At 45.4% G+C, this 15,038-nt stretch carries 18 protein-coding genes; 11 read left to right on the top strand and 7 right to left on the bottom strand.

The genetic code is table 11. From position 1 onward, the window contains the following. Positions 1 to 111: 111 nt before the first annotated feature. Entirely contained in the window at positions 112 to 363 is a 252-nt protein-coding gene (locus tag HP435_RS28705) for a helix-turn-helix domain-containing protein (RefSeq protein ID WP_173600046.1), read from the top strand. Positions 364 to 511: 148 nt separating this feature from the next. On the opposite strand, the gene HP435_RS28700 is transcribed toward HP435_RS28705, so the two are convergent. Next, the gene (locus HP435_RS28700; RefSeq protein ID WP_173600045.1) at positions 512 to 1,057 is read right to left on the bottom strand and encodes a DUF3862 domain-containing protein; all 546 of its coding nucleotides are present in this window, start codon (positions 1,055 to 1,057) and stop codon (positions 512 to 514) included. Positions 1,058 to 1,517: 460 nt separating this feature from the next. Here HP435_RS28700 and HP435_RS28695 point away from each other — a divergent pair, with 460 nt between their 5' ends. Beyond that, positions 1,518 to 2,420 (top strand): hypothetical protein, encoded by a 903-nt coding sequence (locus tag HP435_RS28695; protein ID WP_173600044.1) that lies wholly within the window; start codon positions 1,518 to 1,520, stop codon positions 2,418 to 2,420. A gap of 190 nt (positions 2,421 to 2,610) precedes the next feature. Here the strand turns inward: HP435_RS28695 and HP435_RS28690 are convergent, their stop codons facing one another. The 3 genes from HP435_RS28690 to HP435_RS28680 form a co-directional block, all read right to left on the bottom strand. Further along, on the bottom strand, positions 2,611 to 2,763 hold the full coding sequence (locus HP435_RS28690) for a hypothetical protein (RefSeq protein WP_229050016.1): 153 nt from the start codon (positions 2,761 to 2,763) through the stop codon (positions 2,611 to 2,613). Between the two features lie 279 nt (positions 2,764 to 3,042). Continuing rightward, positions 3,043 to 3,633, bottom strand: coding sequence for a replication-relaxation family protein (locus HP435_RS28685; RefSeq protein WP_173600042.1), 591 nt, complete (start codon positions 3,631 to 3,633; stop codon positions 3,043 to 3,045). Continuing rightward, positions 3,617 to 5,062, bottom strand: a complete 1,446-nt coding sequence (locus tag HP435_RS28680; RefSeq protein WP_173600041.1) for an FtsK/SpoIIIE domain-containing protein — start codon at positions 5,060 to 5,062, stop codon at positions 3,617 to 3,619. The genes HP435_RS28685 and HP435_RS28680 overlap by 17 nt, the downstream gene beginning before the upstream one ends. A gap of 217 nt (positions 5,063 to 5,279) precedes the next feature. On the opposite strand from HP435_RS28680, the gene HP435_RS28675 reads away from it, so the two are divergent. The 9 genes from HP435_RS28675 (at position 5,280) to HP435_RS28640 (ending at position 12,783) form a co-directional block, all read left to right on the top strand. Next, complete coding sequence (locus tag HP435_RS28675) at positions 5,280 to 5,549, top strand: transcriptional regulator (protein WP_370641122.1); 270 nt, start codon at positions 5,280 to 5,282, stop codon at positions 5,547 to 5,549. 170 nt (positions 5,550 to 5,719) lie between these two features. Beyond that, positions 5,720 to 6,736 carry a ParM/StbA family protein gene (locus HP435_RS28670; RefSeq protein WP_173600040.1) on the top strand — a complete coding sequence of 339 codons (1,017 nt, stop codon included), beginning with the start codon at positions 5,720 to 5,722 and terminating at the stop codon, positions 6,734 to 6,736. A gap of 3 nt (positions 6,737 to 6,739) precedes the next feature. Continuing rightward, entirely contained in the window at positions 6,740 to 6,976 is a 237-nt protein-coding gene (locus HP435_RS28665) for a hypothetical protein (protein WP_173600039.1), read from the top strand. A gap of 271 nt (positions 6,977 to 7,247) precedes the next feature. Further along, on the top strand, positions 7,248 to 8,606 hold the full coding sequence (locus HP435_RS28660) for a sensor histidine kinase (RefSeq protein ID WP_229050039.1): 1,359 nt from the start codon (positions 7,248 to 7,250) through the stop codon (positions 8,604 to 8,606). Between the two features lie 497 nt (positions 8,607 to 9,103). Continuing rightward, positions 9,104 to 9,289, top strand: a complete 186-nt coding sequence (locus tag HP435_RS29365) for a helix-turn-helix transcriptional regulator (protein WP_370641124.1) — start codon at positions 9,104 to 9,106, stop codon at positions 9,287 to 9,289. Between the two features lie 102 nt (positions 9,290 to 9,391). Next, entirely contained in the window at positions 9,392 to 9,772 is a 381-nt protein-coding gene (locus HP435_RS28655) for a ParB N-terminal domain-containing protein (protein ID WP_173600036.1), read from the top strand. A gap of 434 nt (positions 9,773 to 10,206) precedes the next feature. Next, the gene (locus HP435_RS28650) at positions 10,207 to 10,521 is read left to right on the top strand and encodes a hypothetical protein (protein WP_173600035.1); all 315 of its coding nucleotides are present in this window, start codon (positions 10,207 to 10,209) and stop codon (positions 10,519 to 10,521) included. Between the two features lie 526 nt (positions 10,522 to 11,047). After that, the gene (locus HP435_RS28645; RefSeq protein WP_173600034.1) at positions 11,048 to 11,383 is read left to right on the top strand and encodes a GNAT family N-acetyltransferase; all 336 of its coding nucleotides are present in this window, start codon (positions 11,048 to 11,050) and stop codon (positions 11,381 to 11,383) included. Between the two features lie 20 nt (positions 11,384 to 11,403). Next, a complete protein-coding gene (locus tag HP435_RS28640) occupies positions 11,404 to 12,783 on the top strand; it encodes a helix-turn-helix transcriptional regulator (RefSeq protein WP_173600033.1) in 1,380 nt (459 codons plus the stop codon). 43 nt (positions 12,784 to 12,826) lie between these two features. Here HP435_RS28640 and HP435_RS28635 read toward each other — a convergent pair whose 3' ends face one another. The 3 genes from HP435_RS28635 to HP435_RS28625 form a co-directional block, all read right to left on the bottom strand. Then, a complete protein-coding gene (locus HP435_RS28635; RefSeq protein WP_173600032.1) occupies positions 12,827 to 13,012 on the bottom strand; it encodes a hypothetical protein in 186 nt (61 codons plus the stop codon). 266 nt (positions 13,013 to 13,278) lie between these two features. Then, the gene (locus HP435_RS28630) at positions 13,279 to 14,130 is read right to left on the bottom strand and encodes a DUF3800 domain-containing protein (protein ID WP_173600031.1); all 852 of its coding nucleotides are present in this window, start codon (positions 14,128 to 14,130) and stop codon (positions 13,279 to 13,281) included. 160 nt (positions 14,131 to 14,290) lie between these two features. Beyond that, a partial coding sequence (locus HP435_RS28625) for an N-acetylmuramoyl-L-alanine amidase (protein ID WP_229050014.1) occupies positions 14,291 to 15,038 on the bottom strand: 748 nt, incomplete at its 5' end.

Raw genomic sequence — 15,038 nt, 5'->3', positions numbered from 1 at the left:
CTTTATTTGAAATAAAATCCGATTTTAGGAGTTATATCTACGTTTATTTTTCTGAACGTAAAAAAAGTGGTAAAATACACCTATCTCAAAAAAAGTCACCTTGGAGGGAGCATGGCGTATAAAGCCGGGCGCTGCCGGCTTGGGGTGATTCTTAAAGCTCGTCGGATAAAGATCGCGGTTTTTGGAGAGATGATCAACATGTCTCCCAGTCAGCTCCGCGACTACATCAGTGGCAGGAAACCAACTATGAGTCTTAATGTGGCTATGACGATCGCGTCGGCGCTAAGTATCCGTATAGAAGAGCTGTATGAATGGGATTATATTCCCCCAAGCGAACGGGTCAGACGCACAAAAAAAGAGTAGGCATCCCCTACTCACGGCAAAAATCGCGCTACTTAGCACACATTTGTGCATCGTTTTTTCTCCCCCCCCTTTCCCTTTCAGAACACACAAAAAATAATCCACATACTCTATAGTTAAACAAAAAAAGAGCAGCTGCGCTGCCCTTTCCTCACTGTAATCCAAGTTGTGCTTTTGAATTTAGTTTGCCTCCCTGGAACATGGCGTTTGCATTAGCTCCAATGCTTCCTTCGCCTTCCCAAGTATACATGACCGTATGAAATTGATCTCCTGCACTACCCACTTCAGACATCATTTCTCCTGGCCCGCCCACTATCTCTACGACTTGCTCATAGGTCATACCATTTTTGAGTTTGTCGAATTCAGCCTTAGAAATTGTTGGTTTGTTTTCAGGCGCAGGTGTCTCAGTCGGTTGCGGAGATGGTGCTGGCGTTGTCGTTGGACTAACAGGCGTTTCCGTTTCCTTTTTGGTCGTCTCGGTTGCTGCTGGCTTCTCGGTTTGCACCGTTTGTGTCACGACAGCTGTTTGCTTCACTGGGCTTGGTGTAGTGTTGCTAACATTAAACATCAGACCAAAAAAAGACACGGCAGCCCATGCCGATCCAAGCCCTTTACCTACGGACCCTAGCTTGTTCCACTGGAACCCAAGGATTACATAGGGAATGAAAATCCAACCCAAAACTCTCAAAAACTTCATATTTAGTCCTCCATTTCCATTTTTCAGGACTAATATACCATAAGAAATACCAATCTATTGTCATATTATGTCGTTTTAAAGAAAATCATCTAGTTCTTATTCACTGCGACGCAGATCATAAAAACGAAAAGTTATCCACATGTGGACAACTAATAGAAATATTTGCTAGAATTGTCTCAACACAATTGAACGGGAAAAGAGAAAGCCGACCGGGGTGATAGAGTGCGACCAACACTTCTACCACAGCCGGGAACACTGCGGCAACAGTGACCAGGCTTTCCGATCGGCTATACCTCTCATTGCTTTCTGTCACCATTTTAACCCATTTTCACGACAGATACAACAGGTTACCTATCGGAAAAACACGTCATTTTATGACAATAGCCTAGTCACACTCGCTGTTCTTCAGCGTTGTAACAGTGACTAGGCTTTTTCTAACCCCAAAAAGGGAGAGAATACAATGTCTACATCTACAGGTAACGCTACATACTTCCGCACAGTAAAAAGAGAAAATCCTTTTGTTCAGCTTGATCGGTATTTCATCGAGAATGATGACAATTTGAAATGGGCATCAAAGGGGTTGCTCAGCTACCTTCTATCCCGTCCAGACGACTGGCAGATCAACAAGGCAGATTTATTGAACCGGGCATCTGATGGAAAAGAAGCACTGGAAAACTCAATCTTGGACCTCATGCTTCATGGATACCTCTATTACTTCCCGGAACGCAAAGAGGATGGGACAATTGAAAGGTGGGTGTACCTGGTTTTTGAGCGACCAGAGTTTAATCCCCATCTTCAAGAAGCTCAAGAAAAAGCGATGGATCTGATCAATAAAAAAAAGAATCGCAACAAAAAGAAAAACGATAAGCGTCTGAAAGGTCCAGAAACGGATAACCCCATTCTGGATGAAAAGCCAGAAACGGATAATCCGGAAATGGACCTAGAAACGGATAACCCAGAAGTGGATATTCCGGAAGAAGGTAATCCTGTTTTGGATAACCCGCCTTATACTAATAATAAATCTAATGATATTGATTTAAGTGATATAGAAGAAGACAGGAAGAAAAAAGAGCATGTACGCACTATGTCACCTAATCGCGAAAGAGCAATTGAATTATTCAAAGTAAATTCTCCGGCTAACGGTATCCCTGATAAGTTCATCCATGACATCGTACACCGCATGACTAAAGCAGAATTTGAATTTGATTCCGAAACTTTACGACAAGCATGTATTGTGACTTTCCCTAAGCTTGATGATCCTGGAATTTTCAGCTATCCGCATTATTTTATGACTGTTCTCGAAGAGAAAGCTATGCGTCAGCAGTATACCGAAAACCAGAAGGCTGCTCGCAGGATGGTATAAATACTCATCATCGTGTCAATCCTCATACCAACGAAACAATTCAGAAGGGTCGGGATTGTAATGCAAAGATGTGAATGCGGAAAGATCGAAACCTCCAGGAGAGCCTGGCGTTTGCAGATGGATATGTGTCATGACTGCTATTCAAACTGGAAGAAAGCCCAGGCTGTTGCCAAGACGATGAGGAAGGAACTCAAAGCAACAAGTAGCTGATCTTGCCGTTTTCTTTCATCGGGGTGATCCGATAACGCCCGGTTTTGTTGTACCGATCTTGGAAGAAGTTCACCCATTCCGGAGAATTGAGAACGGCTTCGACGATCCTTTCCTGCATACTCGTTTTGGTCATGCCGCAACTCGTCGCCAACATGACGAGTTTGTCGTGGGTGTCTTGAGAGAGCGAAGAATTGACGCGGACTTTTTTGTCTGATCTTACTTTTCTAACTGGTATGGGTTGGGCCTTCCCTACTCTAATTTCCATCAAAACAACACCCCTTTTTTGTGGTTATCTCAGGAACACTGTTACTTGGTTACGGTGTTCATCTGTTCCGGTGTAACACATTTACCAGACGTATATGCTGGGTTGTCCAAAGATAGACCTGCTCAACAAAAAAACCGCTCATCGCGGTCATTTGAGCAGGTCACCTATGCCCTTTATCTGTAGTACCTTGAACGGCAAAGCATCGGGTACCAGGATTCGATGGTCAGTCAGTACGATCAGCAATGGGAACACTGGTGTCTGCGGATTCTGCCACGGCTCTTTGGCGATATCCCCGCGATGATAAAGTGTGCGGTACCGGGCAAATTTGTCTTGCCAGACCGACGGCGTGAACTGGTTGCGCTGTACCTCGATGAACAGAGGTTTGCCCCAGATGGCGAATATGTCTGGTTCAGGCAGCCCTTTTCCATACTTCGGTTCCGGTATGAACAGGTCAGGCTTACGCAGCTGAGCCATTTGGTGATAGACGGCAGCGATCTCCAGATAGTGAGGGATTTTCTGAGAGTCACGCTTAATCGGCGACGGCTTCGCTGCGTACACGAATGGCGCATGACTGGTGATGACCTCGACTTCTCCACGATCGCGTAGCCTGCGGAGAACCCGATTTGCAGCTCCTACGCCGTCCTTGACGCTACTGAAGTGGAGTTTGACTACATCATCGCGTGACAAGCACCGGAACCGCTCCAGGTCTTTTAGAATTGCTCTATCGCGTTCGCGCATGTGGCAGCTCCTCCTGTTCTTTCATGAGCGCGTTCAGTAGCTCACGCAGCTCATTGCTTTCTTCTTCGTTCAGCTCCACCGGCTGCGGAACATCTGGATTAATCGGCGGAATCAACGGCGTCTTTTTTACGCCGGCATAACGCTGCTTGATATCCGTAATCTGCTGGCGAGCCTCGTTTGGGGCCAGCCACGGTGTTTGAACCTCGATCATTCCTGTTGCCTGCTTGACATAACAACGCCCTTTTACATCTAGGTCGGCTGCGTCTGGCTTACCCAATAGCATCCGGCTGTTCAGGTCATCGCTCATCCGGTAGGCGATCCTGACATTGAGATTGTTTTTGAGCTTGCCGTCCATTACTTCCCGGTCGACACGTTGTTGTGAAAGCACCAGAAAGATGCCAAAGCTACGGCCCAGTTGCCCGATCTCCTCCAGGATGTCATGCGCCGCGCTCTCCCCTTCCAGACTGGCAACCTCGTCAATGCACACAACGACATAAGGAACGCGCTCGCTGGTCAGCTCCTCGTATTCGTCCAGATCGACGGCTCCCGCCGCATGGAACTGCTCTTGCCGGTACAGAAGAATCTCGTGGACCTCTGCAAGCATGGCAACCACTTCCCCCTTCCTGACAGCGATGCTGCCTTCTACGTGCGGGACTCCCCGGTACATCCCGAACTCTGTCATTTTCAGATCACCGAGAAATAGCCGGAGGCGATCCGGTTCGTACACCTGCAGCCAGGTGTTCAGGATAACACGCAGGGCCGTTGACTTGCCCCAGCCTGTGACCCCGACCAGCCCGACATGCGGTGTTTGTTTGAGGTCTATTGCCACGCTGCCGTTGTACGCCTCGCCGATATAAAGTGCAAAGCTACCAGCTTTCTTCATAGCTTCCTTTGCTGCTTCAAAGTCGTATGTGATCTTTGTAGGCAACTTTTTTGGAATCATCAGGCGGAACCGCCCGGCTTTGTCGTTCACCAAATGTGCGGTCGGGCCAAACGCGTTCTGAAACACCCATTCGCTACGCTCGATCAAAGATGGGTCCATACCAATCGGCAGATGAAGGTGGGCGATCGTACAATTACCCCCGATGGTAACGCGCTCGATGGTCGGAAAAATGCGATACGGCTTCACGTTGCCATCCCCAATGTCTCTCCGTTGTTTCTCAACGTATACTCCTGCTGCAATGAACGACCGTACCAGGCGTTCTTTAACCTTAGCGCGATCATTTACCCACCCTGGCACCTTCAACACGCAATACGTGAGTATACACGCTGTGGTGATGCCCTTTGCTAGTACATACAAACCATCAGCCAGACGTGCGCTTGGCAATCCGCCCAACATGGCGCTACCGAATAATTCGATCATGGCATCACGAAATAAGTCCTGCATCTGGTCATCCAACATGGTTGTTATACTCGCCCAAACGTTCATACAATTTCGCCCCTTTCGCCGCTAGAGCTCCGCGCCTCGCTTTGCTCATCGCTCCGCTCTTAACAAAGCACTCTTATCCGTCACCACATGGTTTCTTGGCTTGATTATTGCAGTAAGGTTACTGCCGTAGATATGTTGGTTTCTGGTGAGGTAACTGGTGTAGTAAAGGCTACGAGGAACGGATTGTCCAAGATTACGTTTTTTTTGAGAAAAATGTTTGAAAATAATCGATCTTGTCCAAACTGGTACTGAGGTGATTCAAATGTTTGGACTAGGAAAGACAAGAACAAAACTTGGGAAGTGGCTTGATCAACGAGGGATAAAACAGGATTGGCTATGCAAGGAAGGAAAGCTCAATAAGACTACAGTCAGTCACCTGGCTACAAAGCCAGACTACCTGCCAACGGGCAGCACGATGAAGAAGGTGCTTCAGGCGCTGCGAAAGGTTGATCCGAACGTGAAACAGGATGATTTTTGGAGCATGTAAAAAGCCACTGAATCATACTCAGTGGCTTTTTGTACTCTATTACATAATTAATACATAACGAATACATAATGATTGTGGAAAATTTATCTTGATTTTCGCTTGCCCTTCTAGTTAATATATAATCATTAGCGAATGGTTATATAAATATTACATAAACGGAGGGGTAGTGAATGATTGTAATTGGTTTGGATCATGGGAATACGAATGTAAAGGGTGTTTCAGAAGAAGGAGAATTGCTTCGTCCGTCTGCTTATGCTCTTCCTGATTCGTTTGGAGAAGAAGGGCTTGGTAATGGGAAGCAGTTCAAGGTCAAGACATACACATCAAACAAATACGAGAAGGAACAATATGTATGGGGAGAAGACGTAACAGAAGCATCGATGTTGATCCCAACTTATACAACTGATAACCGTTATGCTCAAAAATCGTACCGACTACTTTCGGAATTTGCATTAGCTTCTTTAGTTTCAGATAAGAAAAAAACCTTCGATAATGTCCTGGTTGTGACAGGGTGCCCAAGCAAAGAGAAAGGAACACGTTTGGAGACAGAACTAGAAGAGATATTCAGCGGAGGCCATGTTGTAACGGTAAACGGAGCAACCAAAATCATCGAGGTTTCCAATGTAATTGTATTGCCGCAGCCGCTAGGAACTGTGTTATCTCTGTACCTTGACGAAGAAGGATATGTAGAAGACGAAAGCTACGAAGAAGATTATGTCGGTGTAATTGACATCGGTGGCGGAACAACAGATTTGGACGGCATCAAGGGGCTCAAGCGTCAAAAAGAGGACACCGAAACTATTCCATACGCCATGTACAAAGTATTCGAGGAAATTTGTGACTACATTATTGGACAGCACCCAGAATCAGGAGCAACTGTGCAATCCGTAGAGAAGCAGATTTTGACTGGATCTGACTCATATGTAATCAGCAAACGTAGCTCAATAGATATTAAAGCAGTTAAAGAAGACGTTCTGCGAAAATATGCAGATAGGATCATTCCAAGGATTAGTTCTCGTTGGAATAACAGAGCTAAATTTGATAAGCTATTGCTCACCGGTGGAGGTGCAGAGATTATGGCACCTTACTTTAAAGCTTGGGAAAATGACATAATTGTTGTTAAGGACAGCCAAATCGCAAACGCTAAGGGATTCTTCCGTTACGGAAAATTCAAAGCTCGGGGGTAACAAATGGCCCATAAAATATATCAGTTGCCGCTTGATGAAGTTCATGATAAAGAGATAATACAACGTCTTGATAAATTACCGAGATCCAGAAAGGCCGAGTGGGTAAGGGCTGCAATTCGTTATTACATGGCAGCCGAAATAGGGGAATCAACTACCGCAGTCGTTGTTCCTGCAACTCCACCTCAGAAAAAGCCGGAAAAGCCAAAAAGAGAGCCGAAAGCAGATATGGATTTTGGATGACAACATGAGCAACTTCTAACACCCGCACAGGGTGTTTCTTTTTTTCTGAAAACAACACTAATTAGCGTTTCTGCTCCGTGTAACACGGGTAATGGATAGCAAATACACCATGTTAGGCGGGACAACACGATGCATGAAATCAACTTCTGGGAAGTATTTGCCTGCTTTATCCTTGTTTCACTGATATCCTGGTCATTCAGTACCCCTGAGCCATTGCTGTACAAGCTTTATCGTTGGATAGACAAGAGAAAGGGGAAAAAGTAACGTGGAAATGCTCCTCAACTATGTATTTATCGACATCGAAGAAGCGTTTCTGCTCATTCTTACTGCTTTTTCACTGTTTAATATTCCAGTCCGAGAGAACTGGAAATCGCTCCTATTGTGGTCTGCTCTGCTGGCTGCTTGGGGGGATATTCTCTCACTGATCGGGGTTACGTATCAGATGAAGCTTATCTTGTTTTTCTGTGCGCAGTTTTTGATCCTTTTGAGCCTGGGACATAAACTAAGGGCAATACCAATGACACTCATTTCAGCGATCTGGCTGCTCACAGCAGAACCTATCCTTGTGATCACCTTCAATTTTTTCGATGTTGATTTTATCATCTTTTCTGGTTCAAGCTTACTCAGGTACGCTCTTTCGTACATTTACTTGGCCACACTTTCGATCCTTCCGATCACGCTGAAGTGGTTTCGTTTTGACGCCAGGACACTTTGGCCCAAAACAGTACCTAACCGATATCTACTCTTTCTGGTGATATCCGGTGGCATATCGGTTGGCTTTATGTTGTTGCTGAACATCTCGGTTCTGTTGATTGATATCCTACCAACCAAAATTATGACATCCACAAAAAGCATGTGGATGTACCAGCTTGGTGCGCTCATCTTCATGCTGCTTAACGTCCTTTTGTTTTACTTGTATGTGCGTGAGACGATCCTGCGAGTTGAACGTGAGACAGAAGCACCGTATGCAAAGCAACTGATCGATCTTACAACAGCCGTGCGCTCCATCAAGCACGACGTGCTCAATCATTACACTGTCATCCTTGGCTACTTGAAAATGAACGAGTATGGTCGGATTGAGAACTTTGTCCAGAACCTTGTGACCGAAACGAAGGAACTTATCGACATTACAGAAGGAGTCAAGAACAAAACTGTCTCAGCTCTCTTGTATGGTAAAATGTCGCAGTACACGAAAGACAGTATCGACTTTCAGGTTAAGGTATCTCCAAATGCTCCACAGCTTGAGAACTGGAAGGACATCGACGTGAGCAAGCTCTTGGGTAATCTGCTGGATAATGCGTACACAGCTACGAAAAAAAATCAATATGAGGATCGTTATATTCGAATTGAATGGGGGGTTAGAAGTGGTTATGAGTACCTGTTTGTAGAGAACTCCGGTCCAACAATTCCAGAGGAAGCTTTGCCGCGTCTCTTCGATCTTGGATACACAACCCGCGAGTCTGGAAAAGGTGGAGTCGGTTTGCCAGTCGTAAAAGCTCTTGTGACGAAATACAAGGGGGAAATTGACGTTGTTTCTCGCAATGGGGTAACTCGATTCACCGTAACTCTACCAATCGCTGAGAAAGGCTCACAGAAGACCACAGACACAAACGAAACCGTTTCGGCTTGATGCTGGAACGGTTTTCCTGTGAAAAAATTATGGGAAAACTAGAAAATAAATGTGGTACAATGTAGCACAAAGTGATATAATTTAGACATAAGGAAGGAGGTGAAAAACTTGGAGTTCAAAGATTGGTTAGCAACAATAGCATTCCTCTACTTGATCTTCAAAGATCGGGTAGAGCCACCGCTCAAAAAGTGGTGGAAAAAGCGAAAGCGACGCCCCTCCGCCAAGAGTAAACGTCGCAAGTAGTAAGAAGGAAGGCGGGAGAAAATCTCCCTCCTTCTGCAAACCAATCTACTCCAAGTATACCATGAAAACAAGGAAAATAGACGTCAGGAATTTGTTGTCTCCACGCGGTGTCCTGGGAATCGCTCTTGCTATTACCTACTCACCATCAGATGCTTGGTGGCAGCAGACTATCTTGATTGTCGCTGTTGGCTACATGATAGTCACGGCCTTGTTTGGAAGAAGGGACTAACGTGCAGGTCAATTTAGACGACATCATGGGATTGTCAGAAGTAAGTGAAATGGTAGGTATGTCCAAACAAAATGTACGGACATATCTGGAACGAGGGCAATTCCCGCAGCCAGTAAAGGTGCTTGCAAGTGGTCCGCTCTGGCTGCGGGTCCAGATTCAAATGTGGCTGGATACGCCGCGACCAAGAGGTAGGCGAAGGAAAGAAAACTGATTGCTCATTGCATAAAATTTACAATTCGTTCCTATCTGTTCCCGTTTACACCTTGTTAATGTTTTGCTATAATTAAGACATGACACGAGGGGAGCGATAGCGATGTACTCCGAAATTAAATGCTTTGCAGGAATTAACCTGGTTGAAGAAACGAAAGTGCAAGAACTTGTTGATTCGATGCTCGAAAATGGTTGGCAAGGCGCACCTATCCTCTATGTTGAGGACACAGGGCTTGTAACCGGCAGCCATCGCTTGGAAGCCCTAAAACGCTTGAACAACATGTACGATGCCGTGGACGACGAAACAAAATCTCGTATCGATGAGATTTTCAACGCGGAGATTGCTTTGGATGTAACCGACCTTATCAATTCCTTTTGCGAAGAAAATGAGTGCTCGTTTGACGAAATCGACTTCTCTTCGCTCCGCTCGATCTTCGAAGGAACGGAGGTTGAACAGTATGCAGCACAACTCGCAGAGTGGTGATATCTGGACAGGGACGGGAATATGGGCAGGCTGGCGACTGACGACGGACCACGCCGCCAGCTCATACGGTCAGCCGGTACTGGTATCACCGGATGGTCGGGCATTTGGTCCGGGCGATATTGCTGGTAACTTTTCTCAAGCTGATCTCGCTCGTGCGCTTGGTGTGTCACGAGCAGCGATAACAGGTCGCTTAGATCGTGGTACACTTCCAGCGTTTGACGGGTACGACAACAACGGGCGTGGCTACTGGCATTATGAGACGATACATCCCTTTTTCACGACTGATTAAACTGAATGTTTACTTTCTAAAATGGATGGCGAAAAATTTATCCGTGCTTACTTAACACGTTTAGTTACTGTGTATAGTTTTTTCACTCTGACCTTGCGCTGCATTTTACGGAACGTGCATGGATATTTGAAAGGAATGCTTAATGATGAAGGAAACACAATCGGATAGTGATTTTTGGGAAGCAATAAAATTTAGCAGTAAAAATGTGTCGTGGGAACATGAAAAAGCTCTACAGCAAAGAATTAATGGTAAGTTGTCAGCTCGGGAAGCACTAGAAAGGCTAACAACATTGAGTACGGAAATAAAATGGCTGGAGGGTATTCTCAAAGAATCCGATCCGGAAAAAAAGATACCCCTATCTCTAAGCGAATTGTTAAGCGAGCAGCTACAAAATCGTTTGGAGAAGAAAAAACGCCTGATAATTGCTTTGGATTCTACAGAAGTGGATTTTGCTGAATAGTTCTCTTGTAATCAACGTACCGATCGCACCAAGAAAATCCGAATGCCTAAAGCGTACATTGTCGCGTTACATCATCTGACATTATCAGACATTATCAGACTTAAAAAGGACTGATCAAATGCATCGATACGAGTGCCAACTAAGTACAAAAGATCATCTGATTACACTGGATGTTTATTCTAAAAAGGAATTGACGTTTGATGAAGTGAAGGAGCAGGCGATTAATAGTGCTGCTCAAGCATGGAAACAGTTATCGAGCGACCCGTTGACGGAAGAGATTGTATTTATCAGTTACAAGTACCTTGGCTACTCTTGATTTTGAAATACAAAACCCGCTCTGACCTCGCGCCAGGCGGGTTTTTTGCTGCCATAATCCCTCTGTGCATCATGTGATGCCAGTTTGCAGGAAATCATTGAGTCGCACATGCAAATGAAATCAATGTTATGTTCGTGTGTTGTTCTGGTTTACTTTATAAATATTTGGTTTATAATATAAATCAAGAAGGATAACAGGGAGTTGATAACAATGTTTAAAAAGTCCTACGATGAACGAACTGCAGTCCACACCATTTCTTTCGAGCACGGACACATCGATCTGGTGGTCATCAACGACGATGAAGATGCTTGCTTCCGTATCAGCCACGTACATGTTGATGAAGATCAGCGTGGCAAAGGTTTCGGTGTTCAACTCTACGTAGAAGCAGCTCGTCTTGCAAAGGAAATGAATCTTTGTGGAGTAGCGTTTGATGACGAGGCTTCCGAAGAAGCCCAACGCGTCTGGGAATCTCTCCGGAAACGCTCTGACATCACTTTCAAGTGTGATGCCGACTATGCTGGCATCGGTGGATACGCGATCATCTGATCATCTAAAGGAGGAACATCATGTTAGCAGTGATACGTGAAAATCATGACTACCACAGTGACGGCAAGCCTATCATTCTCTCTCTTCACGATCACGACGGAGTTCCCGCTTACGAAAGATCAGAGCACGATACAGTCGAAGAAGCAAAAGCAGCACTTTCGCACTTCGATATTTATTGGCGGGAACCAGACGAGGACGATGAGGTTTCCGGTGATGTGCTGCTTTTGGGTGTGATCCCGTGGCATGCCCCGGAACTTGTCGGCCTTGCTGAAACTGCTGAGCTGCTTGGTTGGAAAAAACAACAAGTGCAGAACTACATCAAGCGAGCCGAAGAAAAAGGATGGCCGGAAGGGATGTTTCCTGAGCCTATCCAACGACTCGCCAGTGGGCCTGTTTGGACACGCGAACAGATCGAATTATACAAGAATGAGCGGAAACAACGGAGGATTCAGATGCGTGTAAAGTGGAGTCGGGAACTTGTTATTGAGACAATTCACAAACGAGCAGAAGACAATAAGCCGTTAAATTACCAGGCAGTCGTCAACGATGATGAAAAGTTAACCGGGGCAGCTCGCAGACTCTTCGGCAGTTGGGATAATGCCTTGATTGCAGCGAACATTGGTCCGAAAACAGTAAAGAACCCAAGAGTTGACATGAAGCCACCAGGGTACTGGAGTAAAGAGCTAATCATGGAAGAGATACGTGAAATAACCACTGATGGTTGCTATCTAAGTGCTCATGAAGTCCAGAAGGCACGCCCTAAGTTGTACTCAAGTGCCACCTATTATTTTGGATCGTGGGCAGCAGCAGTTGAAGCAGTTGGGCTAGACTACAAAACTATCAGAAAAACGAACGAATGGGACAAGCAAAAGGTCATCGAGATACTACAGACGGCTTATAAAGCGAACGCTGATTTGTCTGATAAAACGATTAGCGCGCTTAACAAATCGCTTTACGGTGCAGCGATTAATCATTTTGGCTCTCTGAAGTCAGCTTTGGAGCATGCAGGAATAAATTATGAAGATGTTCGGAGAAATACTGAGTGGTCTAAGTCAAAAGTAATTCATTATGCCAAAACCATTATCGATCACAACATTAAACTTAGTTCATATCTATGGTTTGATGACAACTTTCAAAGCGTTGTCACACAATACTTTGGCAGCAACGACGCCCTCTATCAAGAACTTAGTCTGAACGAAGATGAAGCAGTTCCAACGCCCAATAACATCAAGTTCTTCCGCGAAAAACAGGGAATATCGCAAGAAGAACTCGGCAAACAAATTGGCTTGTCTCGCACCTCTGTTGGCAGGTACGAACGTAATCAACTATCAACGCCCGTAAACGTGGCCATACAAATCGCTAGAGTTTTGAATACGACTGTTGAAGAACTATTTCGTTAGAAAAAACTGACTCCTGCCCGATGAGGCTGCAGGAGTCAGTTTTTTAGTGGCCCGCTACCTTACCTGTTTCGCCTGGGCCATTTGCGGGTGCTGGTGCGATATCCCAGCCTGGTCCTCCGTCCAAAACGAGGTCATACCCTGGGCCATCTTCAAATCTGATAGATTCCCAGCCATCGCCTGGATCAAACGTCCAGTTAGGCTCGGTGCCTCTCATCATGAGATTAGTCATTCTATCCCTCCTCTCTTTTCTATCAATGATACAATTGTTCCACAAAATAGAAAAGCACTCTCGAGGGCTTCGACGTCTTTGGTGATATGCGAACAGAAGGGGAACGTACAAATGAAAAAGCCCTCCTATTGAGGAGAGAGGTATAAAAAAATAAAAAAATGGAACAATTGTTCCTATACACCTATTGCGTAATTACGTAATTAGTGTATACTTAAATTAGGGTTCAGGGTTAGCCTGGACGGCCGCCGGATGGCGGCTTTATTCATTTATGGGAATGTCTTGAGTCCATAACCAGATGGAAAGGGATAATTGAATAGCTTTGTTTCAACAATCTCATAGGCTTTATCTCGAGTATTACTTCTTACAAATTTATGGATTGGATAAGAGATCAAATCTGTCAATTCAAGAGTTATGAAAGATGCTTGTCCATTATGTAAGCTACTCCACTTGGGATTAAAATAGACTCCTTTAATACAGGAAAGCTGTTCTGGTCTGTAATACCGATTCCCTCTATCTAGAAAATCCACAAGGAACTTCAAAATTTCAGCATCTTCTTTTTTTCCTCGAGATTCTAGCAGTAGCATCCCTGTTTTTCCATTTGCTCTTAGCTCTCTGCAGTACCTTTCAACGATAAACTCTAGGCACAGGGTGTATACATGATAGGGGTACGCATATTGTATAACATGTCGGTATTTGTCAATAGAAGCACTATAAACAGTCACAGGGGCTGCTGCAATCATGTCAGATAAATCCAGCATAAATTGTCCGTAGTTAATCATCTTGGGGTTAAACGGCCCTACTCGTTTCCTTATTTCACTGGAATGGAAAACAACCCTTTTCATTCCTTGCTTATATCCAAATTTCCCATCATTCCAGTGCGCATGTTTAACAGCTAAGATGCTGTCTCGAAATGCTGGGAAGTCACTCCTATCTATAACAACTCCAGTGATCGTAAACCATCTGTCTGTTATTGCGCTGGGATTCATAAAATTTTTCATGATTTGCTTCCGGATTCCAGCAAGGTCTGTCGTACCATTTTCATCAAGAGACATGACGGAATCGATTGAATCCTCCCAGCTATCAATTAGCGTTGGTCTTCTTTTCCATTCACCTGACACTATATCTCCCCCCAAATAGACATAGATCGATTGTACCATGCCAACTGAGATTTGTTAGGAGAAAAAACAAAAACACAAAAATAAAGCCTCTCATATCAATTGATAAGAGAGGCTTTATTGCTTACATTTGCTGCTTTCAAAAACCTATACGGTTTGTTGATCATTTTGATAGCTCCACTGTTTTGGCAGCTTGACTCCATGTGACTTGCAACCCGAGCGCCGATGCCAACTCGCGCGCCGGAGCATACGAGACGCCAGCGTCGATCGTCTCTGTCAGGTCGTGGCCGTTGACCGTCACCTGCTTGGTAGCTTGGCACCAACCGACCTTGCCGCCGACTGCCTCTGCAACGACGCGGATCGGCAGCATGGATACGCCGTCTTTGAGGTAGCCGGACGCCGCCAGGCGCTTGCCGTTGATCTCGACGCAAACTTTGTCCACAGGTTTTGCGACTGGTTGTGGATTAGGCTTTAACGCCTGCTCCACATCAGCCTTAAACTTTGCCCATGCCTGCGCCGCTGTCAGCCCGGTGTACTTGCGTGCGTAGTCATCCGCAACAAAGTAAGCCGGGCAGTTTTTCCCGGTAATGTCGTAATGCCGCCACAGCTTGTCCGCGCCCCAACCGTGGCGTTTGAGAATATCCGCTGCCAGCTCCACCGTTCGTTTGTACATCGCTCGAAAATCACCGTCCTGGTTCACGCACATCTCGATGCCAATCGTGCAATTGTTCGGGTACGAGCTGAGCTGCTTCAAAGCTTCGGGTTTGTACGACTTGGCTCCTACGTGATAGCCCATTTCCGTCTCGGGCAAACACCTGATGATCTGCCTGTCGTCCACGATGTAGTGAGCGCTGGCTTCTGTCGTCGGCTTGTTGAAGTAGTTCCGATTCGCCACGGCATCAGCACCTTTA

The organism is Brevibacillus sp. HD3.3A (assembly GCF_013284375.2).
GTDB lineage: Bacteria > Bacillota > Bacilli > Brevibacillales > Brevibacillaceae > Brevibacillus > Brevibacillus parabrevis.
Note: the sequence above shows the minus strand (reverse complement) of the source record. Positions and strands in the feature narration are given on the sequence as shown.